The sequence below is a fragment of the Pontibacter saemangeumensis genome (assembly GCF_039541895.1).
GTDB classification, from domain to species: Bacteria; Bacteroidota; Bacteroidia; order Cytophagales; family Hymenobacteraceae; genus Pontibacter; species Pontibacter saemangeumensis.
This window is the reverse complement of sequence record NZ_BAABHC010000021.1, coordinates 39992-55362: the sequence shown is the minus strand read 5'-3', so window position 1 is coordinate 55362 and position 15371 is coordinate 39992. Positions and strand designations below refer to the sequence as shown.

The 15371-nt window shown below is 55.8% G+C and carries 13 protein-coding genes; 12 read left to right on the top strand and 1 reads right to left on the bottom strand.

The window, feature by feature from the left end; genetic code table 11:
* From ABD920_RS18065 to rpiB, 4 genes are all read left to right on the top strand, one after another.
* Positions 1–1024, top strand: a 1024-nt coding sequence (locus tag ABD920_RS18065; protein ID WP_345160922.1) for a T9SS type A sorting domain-containing protein, incomplete at its 5' end; no start/stop codon positions are given.
* A gap of 193 nt (positions 1025–1217) precedes the next feature.
* Positions 1218–2492 (top strand): serine hydroxymethyltransferase, encoded by a 1275-nt coding sequence (glyA, locus tag ABD920_RS18060; RefSeq protein WP_345160921.1) that lies wholly within the window; start codon positions 1218–1220, stop codon positions 2490–2492.
* Between the two features lie 27 nt (positions 2493–2519).
* Positions 2520–3368 carry a twin-arginine translocase subunit TatC gene (tatC, locus tag ABD920_RS18055; protein WP_345160920.1) on the top strand — a complete coding sequence of 283 codons (849 nt, stop codon included), beginning with the start codon at positions 2520–2522 and terminating at the stop codon, positions 3366–3368.
* Complete coding sequence (rpiB, locus tag ABD920_RS18050) at positions 3368–3805, top strand: ribose 5-phosphate isomerase B (protein ID WP_345160919.1); 438 nt, start codon at positions 3368–3370, stop codon at positions 3803–3805. The genes tatC and rpiB overlap by 1 nt, the downstream gene beginning before the upstream one ends.
* 245 nt (positions 3806–4050) lie before the next feature.
* Here rpiB and ABD920_RS18045 read toward each other — a convergent pair whose 3' ends face one another.
* Positions 4051–5451, bottom strand: coding sequence for a hypothetical protein (locus ABD920_RS18045; protein WP_345160918.1), 1401 nt, complete (start codon positions 5449–5451; stop codon positions 4051–4053).
* Between the two features lie 201 nt (positions 5452–5652).
* On the opposite strand from ABD920_RS18045, the gene rbfA reads away from it, so the two are divergent.
* The 8 genes from rbfA to ABD920_RS18005 all read left to right on the top strand — a co-directional run bounded on the left by rbfA (position 5653) and on the right by ABD920_RS18005 (position 15319).
* Positions 5653–6042 (top strand): 30S ribosome-binding factor RbfA, encoded by a 390-nt coding sequence (rbfA, locus tag ABD920_RS18040; RefSeq protein ID WP_345160917.1) that lies wholly within the window; start codon positions 5653–5655, stop codon positions 6040–6042.
* Between the two features lie 20 nt (positions 6043–6062).
* Positions 6063–6872 carry a class I SAM-dependent methyltransferase gene (locus ABD920_RS18035; protein WP_345160916.1) on the top strand — a complete coding sequence of 270 codons (810 nt, stop codon included), beginning with the start codon at positions 6063–6065 and terminating at the stop codon, positions 6870–6872.
* Between the two features lie 176 nt (positions 6873–7048).
* Positions 7049–8272 carry an ABC transporter permease gene (locus ABD920_RS18030; protein WP_345160915.1) on the top strand — a complete coding sequence of 408 codons (1224 nt, stop codon included), beginning with the start codon at positions 7049–7051 and terminating at the stop codon, positions 8270–8272.
* A 182-nt stretch (positions 8273–8454) separates the two neighbouring features.
* Positions 8455–11394 carry a DEAD/DEAH box helicase gene (locus ABD920_RS18025; protein ID WP_345160914.1) on the top strand — a complete coding sequence of 980 codons (2940 nt, stop codon included), beginning with the start codon at positions 8455–8457 and terminating at the stop codon, positions 11392–11394.
* Between the two features lie 322 nt (positions 11395–11716).
* The gene (locus ABD920_RS18020) at positions 11717–12160 is read left to right on the top strand and encodes a hypothetical protein (RefSeq protein WP_345160913.1); all 444 of its coding nucleotides are present in this window, start codon (positions 11717–11719) and stop codon (positions 12158–12160) included.
* Positions 12161–12273: 113 nt separating this feature from the next.
* Positions 12274–13758 carry a 1-hydroxycarotenoid 3,4-desaturase CrtD gene (gene crtD, locus ABD920_RS18015; protein ID WP_345160912.1) on the top strand — a complete coding sequence of 495 codons (1485 nt, stop codon included), beginning with the start codon at positions 12274–12276 and terminating at the stop codon, positions 13756–13758.
* Between the two features lie 97 nt (positions 13759–13855).
* Positions 13856–14539 carry a carotenoid biosynthesis protein gene (locus tag ABD920_RS18010; protein WP_345160911.1) on the top strand — a complete coding sequence of 228 codons (684 nt, stop codon included), beginning with the start codon at positions 13856–13858 and terminating at the stop codon, positions 14537–14539.
* 168 nt (positions 14540–14707) lie between these two features.
* Positions 14708–15319, top strand: a complete 612-nt coding sequence (locus tag ABD920_RS18005; protein ID WP_345160910.1) for a TetR/AcrR family transcriptional regulator — start codon at positions 14708–14710, stop codon at positions 15317–15319.
* The last annotated feature ends 52 nt before the right edge of the window (positions 15320–15371 follow it).

The following is a 15371-nucleotide window of genomic DNA, read 5'->3' as shown; positions in this document are numbered from 1 at the left end:
CGGCGACGGAACAACATCGCTGCAGGCCCAGGTGCCAGTAGGCGCCCAGACCGGCGCGATCACGGTGGCCAACGCCAACGGCTCGGGCACCACCCCGACCTTTACTGTGCTGGCACCTAAAATTTATCTTTCTGACTCAGTAATGGACTTTGGGAATGTTACGCCAGGCAGCAGCGCGGTAATGCAGTACCAGGTTTGGGCGCAGGACCTTGTTGCGGGGGCTGGGGTTACTGTGAATGTTGGTGGTTTGCCAGGACCTTACACCGTTTCGCTCTCTCCTACAGAAGGCTTTGCTAAGACAATCAACATCACAGAAAACATTTTTGACAATTCGCTTGATCCAACAGTTGTGTACGTAAAGTACACGCCCACAAGTGAAGGACCTGCAACAGCTACGATCACGCATTCTACGCAAGACGCGGCCGTTGAGACACTAAGCGTGAACGGGGAGTCAAATGCTCCAATGCCAGTAGAACTCCTCTCCTTCAAAGCAGTGAACAAGGCAAGGGAAGTGACGCTGCTTTGGGAAACTGCGTCTGAAAAGGATAACTCGCATTTCGAAGTGGAGATGGCGGCTAACTCCGAGGCTGGCTTCACAAGAATCGGCAAGGTGAACAGCAAGGCAGGAACCAGCGCTGTGCGGACGAACTACCTCCTGAAGTACAACCTGTCCGATGCAGGCACCCATTACTTCCGCCTGAAGCAGGTAGATCTTGACGGTACTGCCACATACAGCAAAGTGGTGGCCGTAGAGATCGAAGCCACAACAGGAGCGAAAGTGGTGGTGGCACCTAACCCGCTCAACTACAACTCAAAAGTGATCATCGCGGCAGACGCGTACGGCAAGGCCAGCCTCGTGCTGCACAGCATGGCCGGAAAGCAACTGTACCAGAAAACAGTGGAAGTGAAGCAAGGGCCGAACGAGATACAACTGCCGCTTTACGACCAACTGCAGAACGGCCTATATATACTTACGGTAGAGCTGCAAGGCCAGCGCCACCAGGTAAAAGTAGTGAAGCAGTAAACACACGTACATACAAGCAGTGCAAAAGCCCGGCGCCATATGGTGCCGGGCTTTTGCTTTTCAGAACTTTATTCTGCCGGTTGCCACTCCCCCTAAATCTGGCGGGCTTTGCCGCGCCGTATATAAACTTCTGAAACATTGGTTTATTCCGTCGCAAGCTTTAATTTTGATGGCTTACAAACTAACCGAAGCAATGCAAAAAGATACCGCCATATTCGACCTTATAGCCCAGGAGAAAGCCCGCCAGACACATGGCCTCGAACTGATCGCCTCCGAGAACTTCGTTTCGGAGCAGGTAATGCAGGCCATGGGCAGCGTGATGACGAACAAATACGCCGAAGGCCTGCCGGGCAAGCGCTATTACGGTGGCTGCGAGATCGTGGACCAATCGGAGCAGTTGGCGATTGACCGGGCCAAGGAGCTGTTCGGGGTGGAGTGGGTGAATGTGCAGCCGCACTCCGGGGCGCAGGCAAACGCAGCGGTGATGCTGGCCGTGCTGCAGCCAGGCGATAAGATACTGGGTTTTGACCTCTCGCATGGCGGGCACTTAACGCACGGCTCCCCTGTCAACTTTTCTGGCAAGCTATATACGCCCTCTTTTTATGGGGTGGAGCAGGAGACGGGCCTGATCGATTTCGACAAAGTGGTGGAGATTGCCCGACGGGAGCAGCCGAAGCTGATCATATGCGGTGCGTCTGCCTACAGCCGCGACTGGGATTACAGGAAGCTGCGTGCCGCCGCCGATGAGGTGGGTGCCCTGCTGCTGGCCGACATCTCCCATCCTTCCGGCCTGATTGCCCGCGGCCTGCTGAGTGACCCGTTTGAGCATTGCCATATCGTTACCACCACCACCCACAAAACACTGCGCGGCCCACGGGGCGGTATGATCATGCTGGGCAAGGACTTTGAGAACCCGTTCGGGCTGAAGACGCCGAAGGGCGAGACGCGCATGATGTCGTCGCTGCTGGACGGCGCCGTTTTCCCGGGCACGCAGGGCGGGCCGCTGGAGCACGTGATCGCATCCAAGGCCGTAGCTTACTTCGAGGCGCTGTCAGACGATTACCTGGCCTATGTGAAGCAGGTGCAGCAAAACGCGCAGGCTATGGCCAAGGCGTTCCTGGAGCGGGGCTACGACATCATCTCCGGCGGCACCGACAACCACATGATGCTGATCGACCTGCGCTCCAAGGGGCTGACGGGCAAGCTGGCCGAGAACACGCTGGTGAAAGCCGATATCACCATCAACAAGAACATGGTGCCGTTTGATGACAAGTCGCCGTTTGTGACCTCGGGCATGCGCGTGGGCACGGCCGCCGTCACCACGCGTGGCCTGAAGGAGAATGACATGCAGCGCATCGTGGAGCTGATCGACGACGTGCTCACCCACCACGACAACGACAGCAAGATCAGCACGGCACGCAAAGATATCAACAGCTGGATGCAGGAGTATCCGCTATTCGCTTACTAACACTTTAGAACAGGAGCCACAGTTTTGATGGATCAACCATATATAGGAGAAGAAAAGGAAGAGCCGCAGGAAATGTCCTTCGTGGACCATCTTGAGGAGCTGAGGTGGCACATCATCCGCGCGTTTGCCTCTATCCTTGTTTTCGGGACCATCGCTTTCTTAGCGAAGGGCTTTGTGTTTCATGATATCATCCTGGCTCCGTCCCGTACCGATTTCCTGAGTTACCGCGTGATGTGCGATGTAGGGCGTTACTTAGGGTCTGAGGGGCTGTGCTTCGATGATATGGGCTTTACCATCCAAAGCCGGCAGATGAGCGGGCAGTTCACGATGCACCTGCTCGTGTCAGCCATTCTGGGCCTGGCGTGTGCTTTCCCGTATGCTTTCTGGGAGATCTGGCGCTTCGTAAAACCCGGGTTGTTTCCACAGGAACGTGAAAACTCGCGGGGGGCCGTCTTCTTCGTGTCCATCCTCTTTGTTATGGGGCTGCTGTTCGGGTACTATGTGGTGTCGCCGATCTCCATCAACTTTCTGGCCGGCTACCAGGTCGATCCGACTATCCTGAATGAGTTTGACCTGTCCTCCTATATCTCTACGCTCACCACGCTGTGCCTGGCCTGTGCCATCATGTTTGAGATGCCCGTGGTCGTGTTCTTCCTCACAAAGGCCGGATTGGTTTCGGCGGAGACCATGAAACTGTACCGCCGCCACGCGCTCATCATCATCCTGGTGGTAGGCGCCATCATCACCCCGCCAGACGTGATAAGCCAGCTGCTGATCTCGCTTCCGCTGATGCTGCTGTACGAGGTAAGCATACACATTTCGGAGTCTATCCGTAAAAAGGACCTGAAGAAACTGAACGAAAACAACACCATATAATGGCACTGAACATTGCAATCGGCGGAGACCATGCCGGCTTTACCTATAAGGCCATGCTGAAGGGCGTGCTGGCGGAACTCGGCCACAAGGTGCAGGATTTCGGCCCGAATTCCGATGCATCTGTGGACTACCCGGATCATGTGCACCCGCTCGCGAAAGCCGTGGCAAAAAAAGAGGCGGACCTGGGCATCCTGATATGCGGAAGCGGCAACGGGGTGGCCATTACCGCTAACAAGCACCGCGGGATACGGGCGGCGCTGTGCTGGCTACCCGAGCTAGCGAAACTGGCGCGGGAGCACAACAACGCCAATGTGCTGTGCATCCCGGCACGCTTTGTATCAGAGGATACGGCCCGCGAAATGGTGCGCGTCTTCCTCAGTACTGCTTTTGAGGGAGGCCGCCACCAGACCCGCGTCGATAAAATCACTGACTGCTAAAGCTGCTTTTTATATAGGGGTTATATATGGATAGGCACTTTAGCTGGCCCACACAAACCTTATAGCGCATCATCGTAAGCCCCCTCTGGCAGGTCAGGTCGCGAACAGTCCGATCGTTCCCGAATAATGTGCTTGTGTCAAAGCACGGGCAGTACGCCAACGCAGTAACAACCTGCGATGACTGCTGTACTGGAGGTGGGTATATATGGCCCTGTGCCTTGCAGCACGCTACCCGTTTCCCTTCCCTACTCCGATAGCTGGTATATATCCTGGTTGGCGGTGGCGCTGTATTTCCCGAACACGGCGGGCAGCTTGTATTTCAGCTCAGGCATCAGGTTCGCCTTGTCCACGATGTAGGCAGGCATCTCCTTCCCGACGTTCCGGGATATCTCAAATACCGCCTGGTACTCGTTTAGCCTGCCGAAGTGACGTTGCGCCAGTTCCCAGTTTAGGTAAGGGGTCACGGGTTTGTTCCGGGTGTAGTAGCTGACATCGTTCCCCAGCACCAGCACCGTGGCCCCCTGCATCGGCAGCGCCTGCTCCTGCAGCAGCAGCGGCGACTCGTCGAGCAGCAGAAACCGGCCAATGCCCACCACCTGCCTGTACCGTAGCACCAGCACCGAGACCAGCACTATCACCATCACCAGGTTGAGCTGCCATGGCTTGCGGCGGGAGGTGAAGAAGAACTGGCTGAAATAAGCAATCGGCGGCAGCACCAGTATAAACGTCGCCACGGAGATCTCGGCGCGCGTGAAGATGACAAGCAGGCTGGTGAAGAGCCATACCCACATCAGCTGCTGAAACTTTACCTGGAACACGAGGCGCTGCGGCAGCGAAACCACACTCAGCAACGAGAGCAGGAGCACAGCGGTCGGTACCGCCATCAGGATGGCCACATCGGCGGGAGGCCTCAGGAAGGCTACCTTCAGCTGCCAGGGGCGCAGCAGGTGCATCTCCAGAAACTCCTGCGTGGTGTTGGTGTAGAGGTAGTAGGTAAGCAGCACCGCGTACGGAAAGAGGAAGCCGCAGAGCATCAGCAGCATGCTCCGGAAGGTGCTGGAGGCAAAAAAGATAACCGCAAAAATTCCCACCAGCAGGAACACCGCCAGCGGCAGGTAGCTCATCGCGGCCAGCCCCAGCATAAAGCCCCCCACAAACAGCCTGTTGTTATCAAACCCCTCATGGGACAGCGTAATGATATATGGCAGCGAGAGAATGATGAACGTGTTGCCGATGAGCAGGGGCGTGAGCATGTTCAGTTCGAACGAGATGCTGCCCAGGATCAGGTAGAGCAGGGCCGGCAGGTAGTCTTTGGAGGCATATACGTTGTGCCGGTTCAGGGTCACGTTCAGGAGCAGCGCCTGCAGCAGTAGCAAGGCCAGCGCCGCGAGCCGGTAAGCCAGGAAGGAGCGCCCCGCCAGCATGTCAATCAGCCAGAACACCAGCGTCGAGAAGGGCGCCGTGTTGTCATATATGTCGTGGTACATGGTAAAGCCGTCGGCCAGGCGCTCCCCCACCAGCATGTGCAGCAGCTCGGGCGCGGTGCCCGGTATGCCCCACAGGATTAGCGGGAGCTGAATAGCGGCAAAAAGCAAAACCAGCAGGATCAGTCGGGAAGGCAGTATGCTTCGGAAGTAACTAATCAAGGAAAGACTGAGTTAGAAGGAACGATAACAATAGGCTACAGGCACTGGCCGGGCAACAGATGGCAGGCGGAGCGAGTGCTTCGCTGCCTGCGCCAACGGCAGTCGCCTTCGCCGGAAAACAACCCAAAGCCCCTAATCCTGAAATGAGTAAGGCGCTTTTGGGGTAAAAATGCGAAATTAATATGATATTTGCAGCTTCATATGGAAAGTAAAAGACAACAGAAGTTTTCGCGCCTGATTCAGAAAGAGTTGGCCGACATCTTTCAACGGGAGGTGCCGCACCTGTTTGGGGGCGCCTTTATCTCGGTGAGCGTGGTGCGTGTGTCGCCGGATCTGGGCCTGGCCAGGGTATACATAAGCCTGCTGCGCGCCCAGAACGCGGAGGCGGTGCTGTTAGAGGTGCGCACCAATACCAAAACCATCCGCCACCTGCTGGCCCAGCGCATCAAGAACCAGGTGCGCATTGTGCCCGAGCTGGCCTTCTTCCTCGACGACAGCGCCGAGTACGCTGCCCGCATCGACAAGCTGTTCGATAACCTCGAGATTCCGCCGGCCAGCGAGGAGGACGAGGAAACATACCCGAATAAATAGCCTTAGCCGCTTACCCCCTTATGCAGTACGACCCAATTAAGCGAGTGCTGGGCGATGCGTTCAACAAAACGCCTTTCCTGCGCCGCGTTTTTTTCAAGCTCCTGGACCTGCTCCTGCTGCGGACCTGGCATGTGCACAAAGAGCTGCGCGAGTGGGCCGCCGACCGCCGGGGCAAAGAGCAGCATATACTGGATGCCGGCTCCGGCTTTGGCCAGTACACCTATTACCTCTCCGGCATGAGCCGCAAGTGGAGCGTGCTGGCCGTGGACGTGAAGGAAGAGCAGATATCAGACAGCAACTGCTTTATCCGGGCCATTGGGCGGCACAACGTGCTGTTCCGGATCGCGGACCTGGTGAAGTACCGGCAGCCGAACAGCTACGACCTGATTCTTTCGGTGGATGTGATGGAGCATATACTCGAGGACGTGGAGGTGTTCCGCAATTTCCAGGCTTCGCTGCGCCCGGGGGGCATGCTGGTCATCTCCACCCCATCCGACCAGGGCGGCTCCGATGTGCACGCCGACGATGAGACCTCGTTTATAGAGGAGCACGTGCGCGACGGCTATAACATCCAGGAGATACAGGACAAACTGAAACTGGCTGGCTTCAGCAAGGTATATGCGCGCTACTCGTACGGCAAGCCGGGGCAGGTGTCTTGGCGCCTGTCGATGAAGTACCCGATGCTGTTGCTGAACGTCTCTAAAATTTTCTTCCTGCTGCTGCCGTTCTATTACCTCGTCACCTTCCCGATCAGTTTTGTGCTGAACTGGGTGGACGTGAACGGCGACCATAAGTCCGGCACCGGCCTGATTGTGAAAGCCTGGAAGTAATTTAATTGCTGGTTGTTGATTGTTGATTGTTAAAGTGCCTAATGGTTGTATGGCTGAATGGTTAAATTGTTGTTTTTTTATTTCTGCTTAAAGGCCAACCCCAACCATTTAACAGTTTAACCATTTAACAATGTAGCCATATAGCAATCAGCAACTAACAATCAACAACGAAACAGATGAACGTACCTTTTCTGATAGCGAAGCGATATTTTTTCTCCCGGCAGAAGAGGAACATCATCAGCATTATCTCCAATATTGCCATGATCGGGGTGGCCGTCGGCACCGCGGCGCTCATCATCGTGTTGTCCGTGTTCAACGGCCTGGAGGACCTGATCCGGGAAATTTACTCCAGCTTTGACCCGGACCTGAAGATAACGGCCATGCAAGGCAAGTCCTTTGAGACGGATACCGAGTTTATGAACCGCATCCGGGAAACGCCGGGCGTGGCGGTGGTGTCGGAGGTGATAGAAGACAATGCCCTGCTGCGCTACAACGAGCGGCAGATGGTGGTGAAGGTAAAGGGCGTAAGCGAGAATTTCTTTGAGCAGAACAAGATCGACTCTTCGGTGGTAGAGGGCCGCAGCGAACTCATATATAATAATGCGTACCATGCCCTGGTCGGTCGGGGCGTACAGTACCAACTCTCCATCAGGCCCTCCAACCTGTTCGTGCCGCTGCAGTTCATGTACCCGCGCAATACCAAGTTTAACCCGCTGAACCCTGAGGGGGCCTTCAACAGCCTGAACATAGCGCCCGGCGGCATTTTCGCCATCGAGCGGCAGTACGACGACTCCTATGTGTTCGTGCCCCTCAACTTTGCCGCCGAGCTGCTGGAGTATGGCCGCCGCCGCACCGCCCTGGAGATAAAGGTGGAGCAGACGGCGCAGGTCGCGCAGGTAAAGGCCGCGCTGCAGGAAGTGCTGGGCGACGCATTCAAGATACAGAACAGCGACGAGCAGCACACCAGCCTGCTGCGCGCCGTAAAGGTGGAGAAGCTGTTCGTGTTCATCACCTTTGCCTTTATTCTCGGCATTGCCTCCCTCAACATCTTCTTCTCCCTTTCCATGCTGGTGATAGACAAGAAAAAAGACATCGCCATCCTGGCTTCCATGGGGGCCACGGCCAGCACCATACGCAACATATTCTTGTTTGAAGGGGCTTTAGTGGCCTTTATCGGGGCCGCCTATGGCCTCTCTACCGGCATGCTGATCTGCAACCTGCAGCAAACATTCGGGTTGGTGAGCATGGGCATGGCCACCTCCGTGGTGGAGGCCTACCCGGTGAAGATGGAGGTGGAAGACTTCGTGATGACGGGGCTTGCCATCGTTGTCATCACCCTGCTTGTTTCTATTCGGCCTGCCCGCAAGGCCGCCGCAATGTCGGTAACGGAGAACCTCTAACTTATTTCCTCCCCCCTTTCAGGCGCGTGCTGCACACAGCGGCTGGTGAAACACGGGCATTCTGCTCTGAGAATGCCGGTTAATTGGTAGACGATGCCAGGCGCGTGGCGAAAAGCTGTTTTTTTGATAGGAATTGAGCAGCGTGCAACCTAAATTTGGTGTCCTAAAAACCGTTTTGTGGCATGAAAGTCTACACCACGCAACCTTTTCAGGTTATTTATTCGCTCTTTGAGCACGAGTACCTGGGGTACCTGTTCGAATCTTTCGTGGTGCAGGTCAACTCAAAAGGCCAGCTGACTTTACAGCACCAGAATATCTCTGCCAAAAATGCGGAGGAGTTTTCTTCGCGCCTGGATGCCGAGGACTTCAAACTCATCTCCCTCATGGACCAGGTGCAGCAGGACGCGGTGCTGAAGCGCTTCTCGTCTAAAAGAATGACACCCGTGGATTTCTTCCTGAAAGTGTATGACCCGGAGAAAGGAGACAAGGCGCTGCAGGAAACCATCAGCCACTATATACAGGGGCGCATGGGCAAAATAATGGAACTGCTCCGCAATAAGATGACCTTCATCATGGGCAAGGACGGGGAGCCCACCTGGAAGCGCATCCAGATCGCCCCGGAGAAGGCGACGGTGCTCTTCCATTTCATGCGCAACGCCGATAATACCCATTATTTCCCAACCCTGAAATACGCCGGGCAGAAGCTCGAGTTCCAGTACAGGAACGCCACCCTGATATGCTATGAGCCTGCCTGGCTGATGCTGAACGACGTGATATATAGCTTTGAGAAAGAGGTGGACGGGAAAAAGCTGCAACCTTTCCTCAACAAGAAGTTTATCGTGGTGCCCCGCTCGGTAGAGGAAAACTACTACAGCAAATTTGTGGCGCCGCTGGTAGAGCTGTTTGATGTGCATGCCAAAGGGTTTGCCATCCGGGACGAGAAATATGTGCCCAGCCCATTCCTTACCTTCTCAGAGATAGCCGCCGCCGAGGCGCCTGTTGCCAAAGCATATGCGGGCAACGGCGATGGCAGGGCGGAGCGCGGTGCGCCGCCCACCAGCAAAATCCTCTTCGACCTGTCGTTTCAGTACGGGGAGTATATGGTGCATACGCAGTCGGCGGGCAAGCGCATCAGCGTGAGCATGGAGAAAACAGCGGATTCCTATATCTTCCACAAGCTTATCCGCGACCTCAACCACGAGAAATCCTTTACGAAAGAACTGAACAAGCGCGCGCTGGAGGTAAAGAACGGGCAGGCCGTGCTGGATAAGAGCGATGCCTTCTCGTGGCTGAGCAACAACCTGTCGGAGCTGGAGGAACTCGGCTTTACGGTGCGGCAGTCGGAGAAGAGCGGCAAGAACTACTTTATCGGGGAGATAACCCTGGATGTGGGCATCACGGAGAAAAACGACTGGTTCGACATATATGGCACGGTGCGTTTCGGGGAGTTCGAGATCCCGTTCATCCGCCTCAAAAACCATATCCTCACTAAAAACAACGAGTTTCTGCTGCCCAACGGGCAAGTAGCGATCATTCCGGAAGAGTGGTTTACGCAGTACATCGAGCTGTTTGCTTTCTCAGAGGGCGAAGACCACCTGACGCTGCGGAAGCACCACATGGCGCTGGTAAACGACCTGCAGGAGGGCAACCTGGCAACCGTGGTGATGTCGCGGAAGCTGGAGAAGCTGCGCGAGTTCGAAACCATCGAAGACCAGCCGCTGCCGGCTGGCTTTGTGGGCGAACTGCGCCCCTATCAGAAAGCAGGCTATAACTGGCTGCACTTTGTACAGAATTACAAGTTCGGCGGCTGCCTGGCCGACGATATGGGCCTGGGGAAAACCGTGCAGACACTGGCCATGCTGCAGCAGCGCAAAGAGAGCGGTGCCGGCACAGCCTCGCTGTTGGCCATGCCCACCTCGCTGGTATATAACTGGCTGAACGAGGCTCAGAAATTCACGCCTAGCCTGCGCATCATGACCTACACCGGCACCTACCGCGACAAAAACGTGGAGCAGTTCCAGAACTACGATGTGATCCTGACTTCCTATGGCATTGTGCGCCTCGATGCGGAGCTGCTGAAGACCTATTACTTCGATTATATTATCCTCGACGAGTCGCAGGCCATTAAAAACCCGGATTCCAGCACCTCCCGCGCCGTGCGGTCGCTAAAATCGCGGCACCGGCTTATCCTGACGGGCACGCCCGTAGAGAACAGTACCATGGACCTGTGGGCGCAGATGTCGTTCATCAACCCCGGCCTGCTGGGCAACCAGCACTTTTTCCGGAAAGAGTTTCTGAAGCCGATTGAGAAGGAGAAGGACGAACACAAGACACGCCGCCTGCACGCGCTCATCAAGCCGTTTATCCTGCGCCGGCACAAGTCGCAGGTGGCCAAAGAGCTGCCGGAGAAGATAGAGCACACCACCTTCTGCAAGATGACGGAGGAGCAGGAGCAGGCCTACGAGGAAACGAAATCCTTTTACCGCAACAAGATCCTGACGAACCTGGAGGAGCACGGGCCCGGCAACACGCAGTTCATGCTCTTGCAGGGCCTCACCAAGCTGCGCCAGATCGCCAACCACCCGCTGATGACGGACCCCGGCTACGAAGGCGAGTCGGGCAAGATGAAGGAGGTGGTGCGCATGACCAAAAGCGTGGTGGCGAAAGGGCACAAAGTGCTTATCTTCAGTCAATTCGTGAAGCACCTCGAGATCATCCGCAAAGTGCTGAATGAGCGGCATATAACCTACGCTTACCTGGATGGCAACACCCGGAACCGGCAGGAGCAGGTGGAGCTTTTTCAGCAGGACGCAAGCATACAGGTGTTCCTGATCTCGCTCAAGGCCGGAGGCGTGGGCCTGAACCTGACCGCTGCGGATTACGTGTTTATCCTGGACCCGTGGTGGAACCCCGCCGTAGAGGCGCAGGCCGTGGATCGCGCGCACCGCATCGGGCAGCAGAACACCGTCTTCACTTATAAATTCATCACTAAAGACACCGTAGAGGAAAAGATCCTGGCGCTGCAGAACCGCAAGATCCAGTTGGTGACCGACCTGATCAGCACCGATGAAACCATCATCAAAAGCCTGACGAAAGACGACATCGACAACCTGCTGAGTTAGTTTGGTTGCTGGTTGGTGGTTGGTGATTGTTGATTGATGAGTAAAGGTTAAATGGCTGAAAGGTTAAATTGTTGGACTCTGAAAACATACATATGAATCCGCTGTAGGTATAACTGTAGCGGATTTTTCTTTTATAGCCATATATAACTTTCGCCTCAAGTCGCGGTTTAAGCAGTAGCTATATATAACTCCCCTCCTTAGACAAGGAGGGGCAGGGGTGGTTTGACTAAGGAAACGTGGCTCTCCCGCACGACGCGTCACTGGTTAGATACCGGTAATAACCAGCAAACGACAACCAGCTATCAACAACCAGCAAATCTATATGCGCATCCACCTCAAAACAGCCGTACAGCAGGACTATATAACCGTGTTCAACGCCTTTGATGAACAGCTGTTCCGGAAGCTGGCGCCGCCCTACCCGCGCCTGAAGCTGCTGCGTTTCGACGGCAGCATGCCCGGCGACGTGGTGGAGGTAGAGCTGCAGACGGGCTTCAAGTCTTTTCGCTGGACCAGCCTGATCACCGAACGGCAAGTGACGGATACGCAAGCCTATTTTGTGGACCTGGGCCAGGTGCTGCCCCCTCCCCTGCGCTACTGGCAACACAAGCACCTGATCACCAAATACGGCAGCGGCGCTGTCATCCATGATATCATCACCTACAGCACCGGCATCAAAGCCCTGGACCTGCTGCTTTACCCGCTCCTGCTGGGGCAGTTCTCCATGCGCAAGCCTGTGTACAGGAAAGTGTTCGGGAAAGCGTTTTAACTGCCTTTTTTCACCTGTTCATGATGCTCCGGGTGGCGTTGCCACATCACTGCAAAACCTTTTCAGCCTCCTGTAGTTAGCTGTACAAAAGAGCAAATTCCGTATATTAAGGCATGAAGAAAGCAGCCATCGTTGGAGCAGGTATCGGGGGTATTGCGGCGTCTGTCCGGTTGGCCCTGAAAGGTTACCAGGTGACGGTATATGAGGCCAACGAAAGCTTTGGCGGCAAGATGCACGAGTTCTGGCTGGGCGGCTACCGCTTCGATGCCGGCCCTTCGCTGTTCACGCTGCCCCACCTCGTGGACGAGCTGTTTGAGTTGGCGGGGCGCAACCCGGCGGCCTATTTCTCCTATACCCGCCTCAACCCGATTACGCACTACTTCTGGCCCGATGGCAGCCACCTGAAAGCCTACGCCGAACCGAAGGAGTTTGCCCGGGAGGCAGAGCGGCAACTGGGGGTGCCGCAGCAGGATGTGCTGGAGGTGCTCGCCCGCAGCAGGCGGCTGTACAACGGCACGGCAGACACTTTCCTGAACAAGTCCCTGCACAAGGCGCGGACCTACCTGAGCCCGGATGTGCTGAAGGCGCTGGGCTGCCTCTCCGACCTTGGCCTGAACATCACCATGCACGACGCCAACGCGAAGAAGTTCAAAGACCCGCGCTTTGTGCAGCTCCTGGACCGCTTCGCCACCTACAACGGCTCCGACCCTTACCAGGCGCCGGGCACGCTCAACATCATCCCGCATCTCGAGCACAACATCGGGGCCTTCTACCCGCAAGGCGGCATGTACGCCATTGCATCGAGCCTGGTAAAGCTGGCGGAGGAGCTTGGGGTGGAGTTCCGGTACAGCGAGCCGGTGGAGCAGATCGTGACGCTGGCGGGCAAGGTGATGAGCGTGAAAACGAAGCACGGCAATTTTAACGCGGATGTGGTGGTCAGCAACATGGACGTGGTGCCCACGTACCGCAAGCTGCTCTCCGACCACCCGGCCCCGGAGAAAACACTGCAGCAGCCGCGCTCCAGCTCGGCCCTTATATACTACTGGGGCATCCGGAAGCAGTTCCGGGAGCTGCACCTGCATAACATCTTTTTCAGCAAGGATTACAGGGAGGAGTTTGAGCACATCTTCCAGCAAAAGACCGTCAGCCCTGACCCGACGGTATATATAAACATCACCTCCAAACTGGAACCCGGGGACGCCCCGCCTGGCTGCGAGAACTGGTTTGTGATGGTAAACGTGCCGCACCACCAGGGGCAGGACTGGCAGCAGCTGATCGCTGACACCAGGGCAAGCGTGTTGAGGAAGCTGAGCCGGATGCTGCATACGGATATAGCGCCGCTGATAGCACAGGAGCAGGTGCTGGACCCGCTGCTGATCGAGCGCCGCACCTCGTCTTTTGCGGGGGCCTTGTACGGCAGCAGCTCCAACAACCTGATGGCGGCTTTCCTGCGCCACCCCAATTTCAGCTCCCAGCTAGAGGGGCTGTACTTTTGCGGCGGCAGCGTGCACCCCGGTGGCGGTGTGCCGCTGTGCCTGCTCTCAGCTAAAATCGTGGGGGAGATGGTGCCGGCCGTGTTGCCGATAGAAGAAGTGTAGTGCCAGGAGGTTGTACCTGCCATAGAACTGACCCGTTTTGAGATGATCGTCCAAACAAAATGTGGTTTTTTGACTTGATGTTTGAGTCACTTTATATATGCCTGAGACTACACAGAAAGCCACTGCCTTACCTGATGCCGTGCAGCGGTACAGAAAATATGCCTTCCCTCTTGCGCTGGCCGTGCTGGTCATCTTCCACTGCGTGGGCATGTGGGGGCTGTTGCTGAGCGGCCGGCCCGAATTTTTCCAGCAGCTGACACCCATGAACCTGCTGCTGACGAATGCGCTGCTCTTTAGCTTCCACCGGCGCTGGAACAGTGCCTTTGTGCTTTTTGCAGCGGTGGTGTTTGCCGTTGGCTTTTTATCGGAGGTAATTGGGGTGCACACGGGCCTGCTGTTCGGCGACTACAGCTACGGCGCGGCATTGGGCGCCAAGCTATGGGAGGTGCCGCTGCTCATTGGCCTCAACTGGCTGATGCTGGTCTACGCCACGGGGCATATCAGCAATTATTTTAAGCTGCCCTGGCCTGTAAGGGCGCTGGTGGGCGCGGGGCTCATGGTGCTGCTGGATTATTTTATTGAGCCTGTCGCCATGCGGTACGACTTCTGGAGCTGGGAAGGGAACCATGTCCCCGTGTCTAACTTCATCGGCTGGTTTGGGGTGGCGCTGCTACTGCAGCTGTACTTTCAGAAGGCAGGCTTCTTTAAGCAGAACAGGCTGGCACCGTACGTGTACCTCGTGCAGCTGCTCTTTTTTATATGCCTCTACAGCTTGCTGTAGCCGTTCCCGGGAAACAACTGCGGAAAGCGCATCGGCAAGTGGTCAGGGCCACGTATATTTACAGGTATTTTTAACTTAGGAAAGGCGCTGAAGCTTTTCTTAGCATGTATGCGTAGCTATACTTACATTCAGGCACCATATACTTTTACAGGATAAAGCAGCTTTAAAATGACTTTATTAGAGACAATCTTGGGAGAGACCTTGCGCATTTTCAGGGTTGAGGGAATTGAGGCGAACTCCGAGGACGACCTCATCCGGAAATTAGATATCCGGAAGTCGACTTACCACGAGCTGTTCCACAACAAAGCCGACCTGGTGAAGCGCGTGATCGTTTTTGACATAGAAAAGCAAAAGGAAGAGCAGCGGCAGATGCTGTCGGGTGCCGCCAACCCGGTGGAAGAGATCATGCTCCTGCTGCGGAACGGTATTGCCCAGATGCAGGAAATAAACCCGCTCTATATAAGCGACCTGCAGCAGCACTACCCGGAGTCGTGGGCGCTGACGCTGGATTACCTGAGCAACCACTCGCAGTACGTTAACGCCGAAATCATAAACAGGGGCATTCTGGATGGTTATTTCCGGCGGGATATCAACTTGCAGCTGGTGACCAAGATCATCCTCGAACAGTTTTACATGATGATCAACCCGCTCATCTTTCCGCCTGACCGCTACAGCCTGCCCGAGGTGTTCCGGAGCATCTACCTGTATTACGTGCGGGGCATCTGCACAGACCAGGGCGGCAAAATGGCCGAGGGCTATTTTGCAAAAAACAACCTGTAGGGAAAGAGCCCCTTCTCCTGCGAGGCCATAACACAGGGCCTCTGAGCTGCAG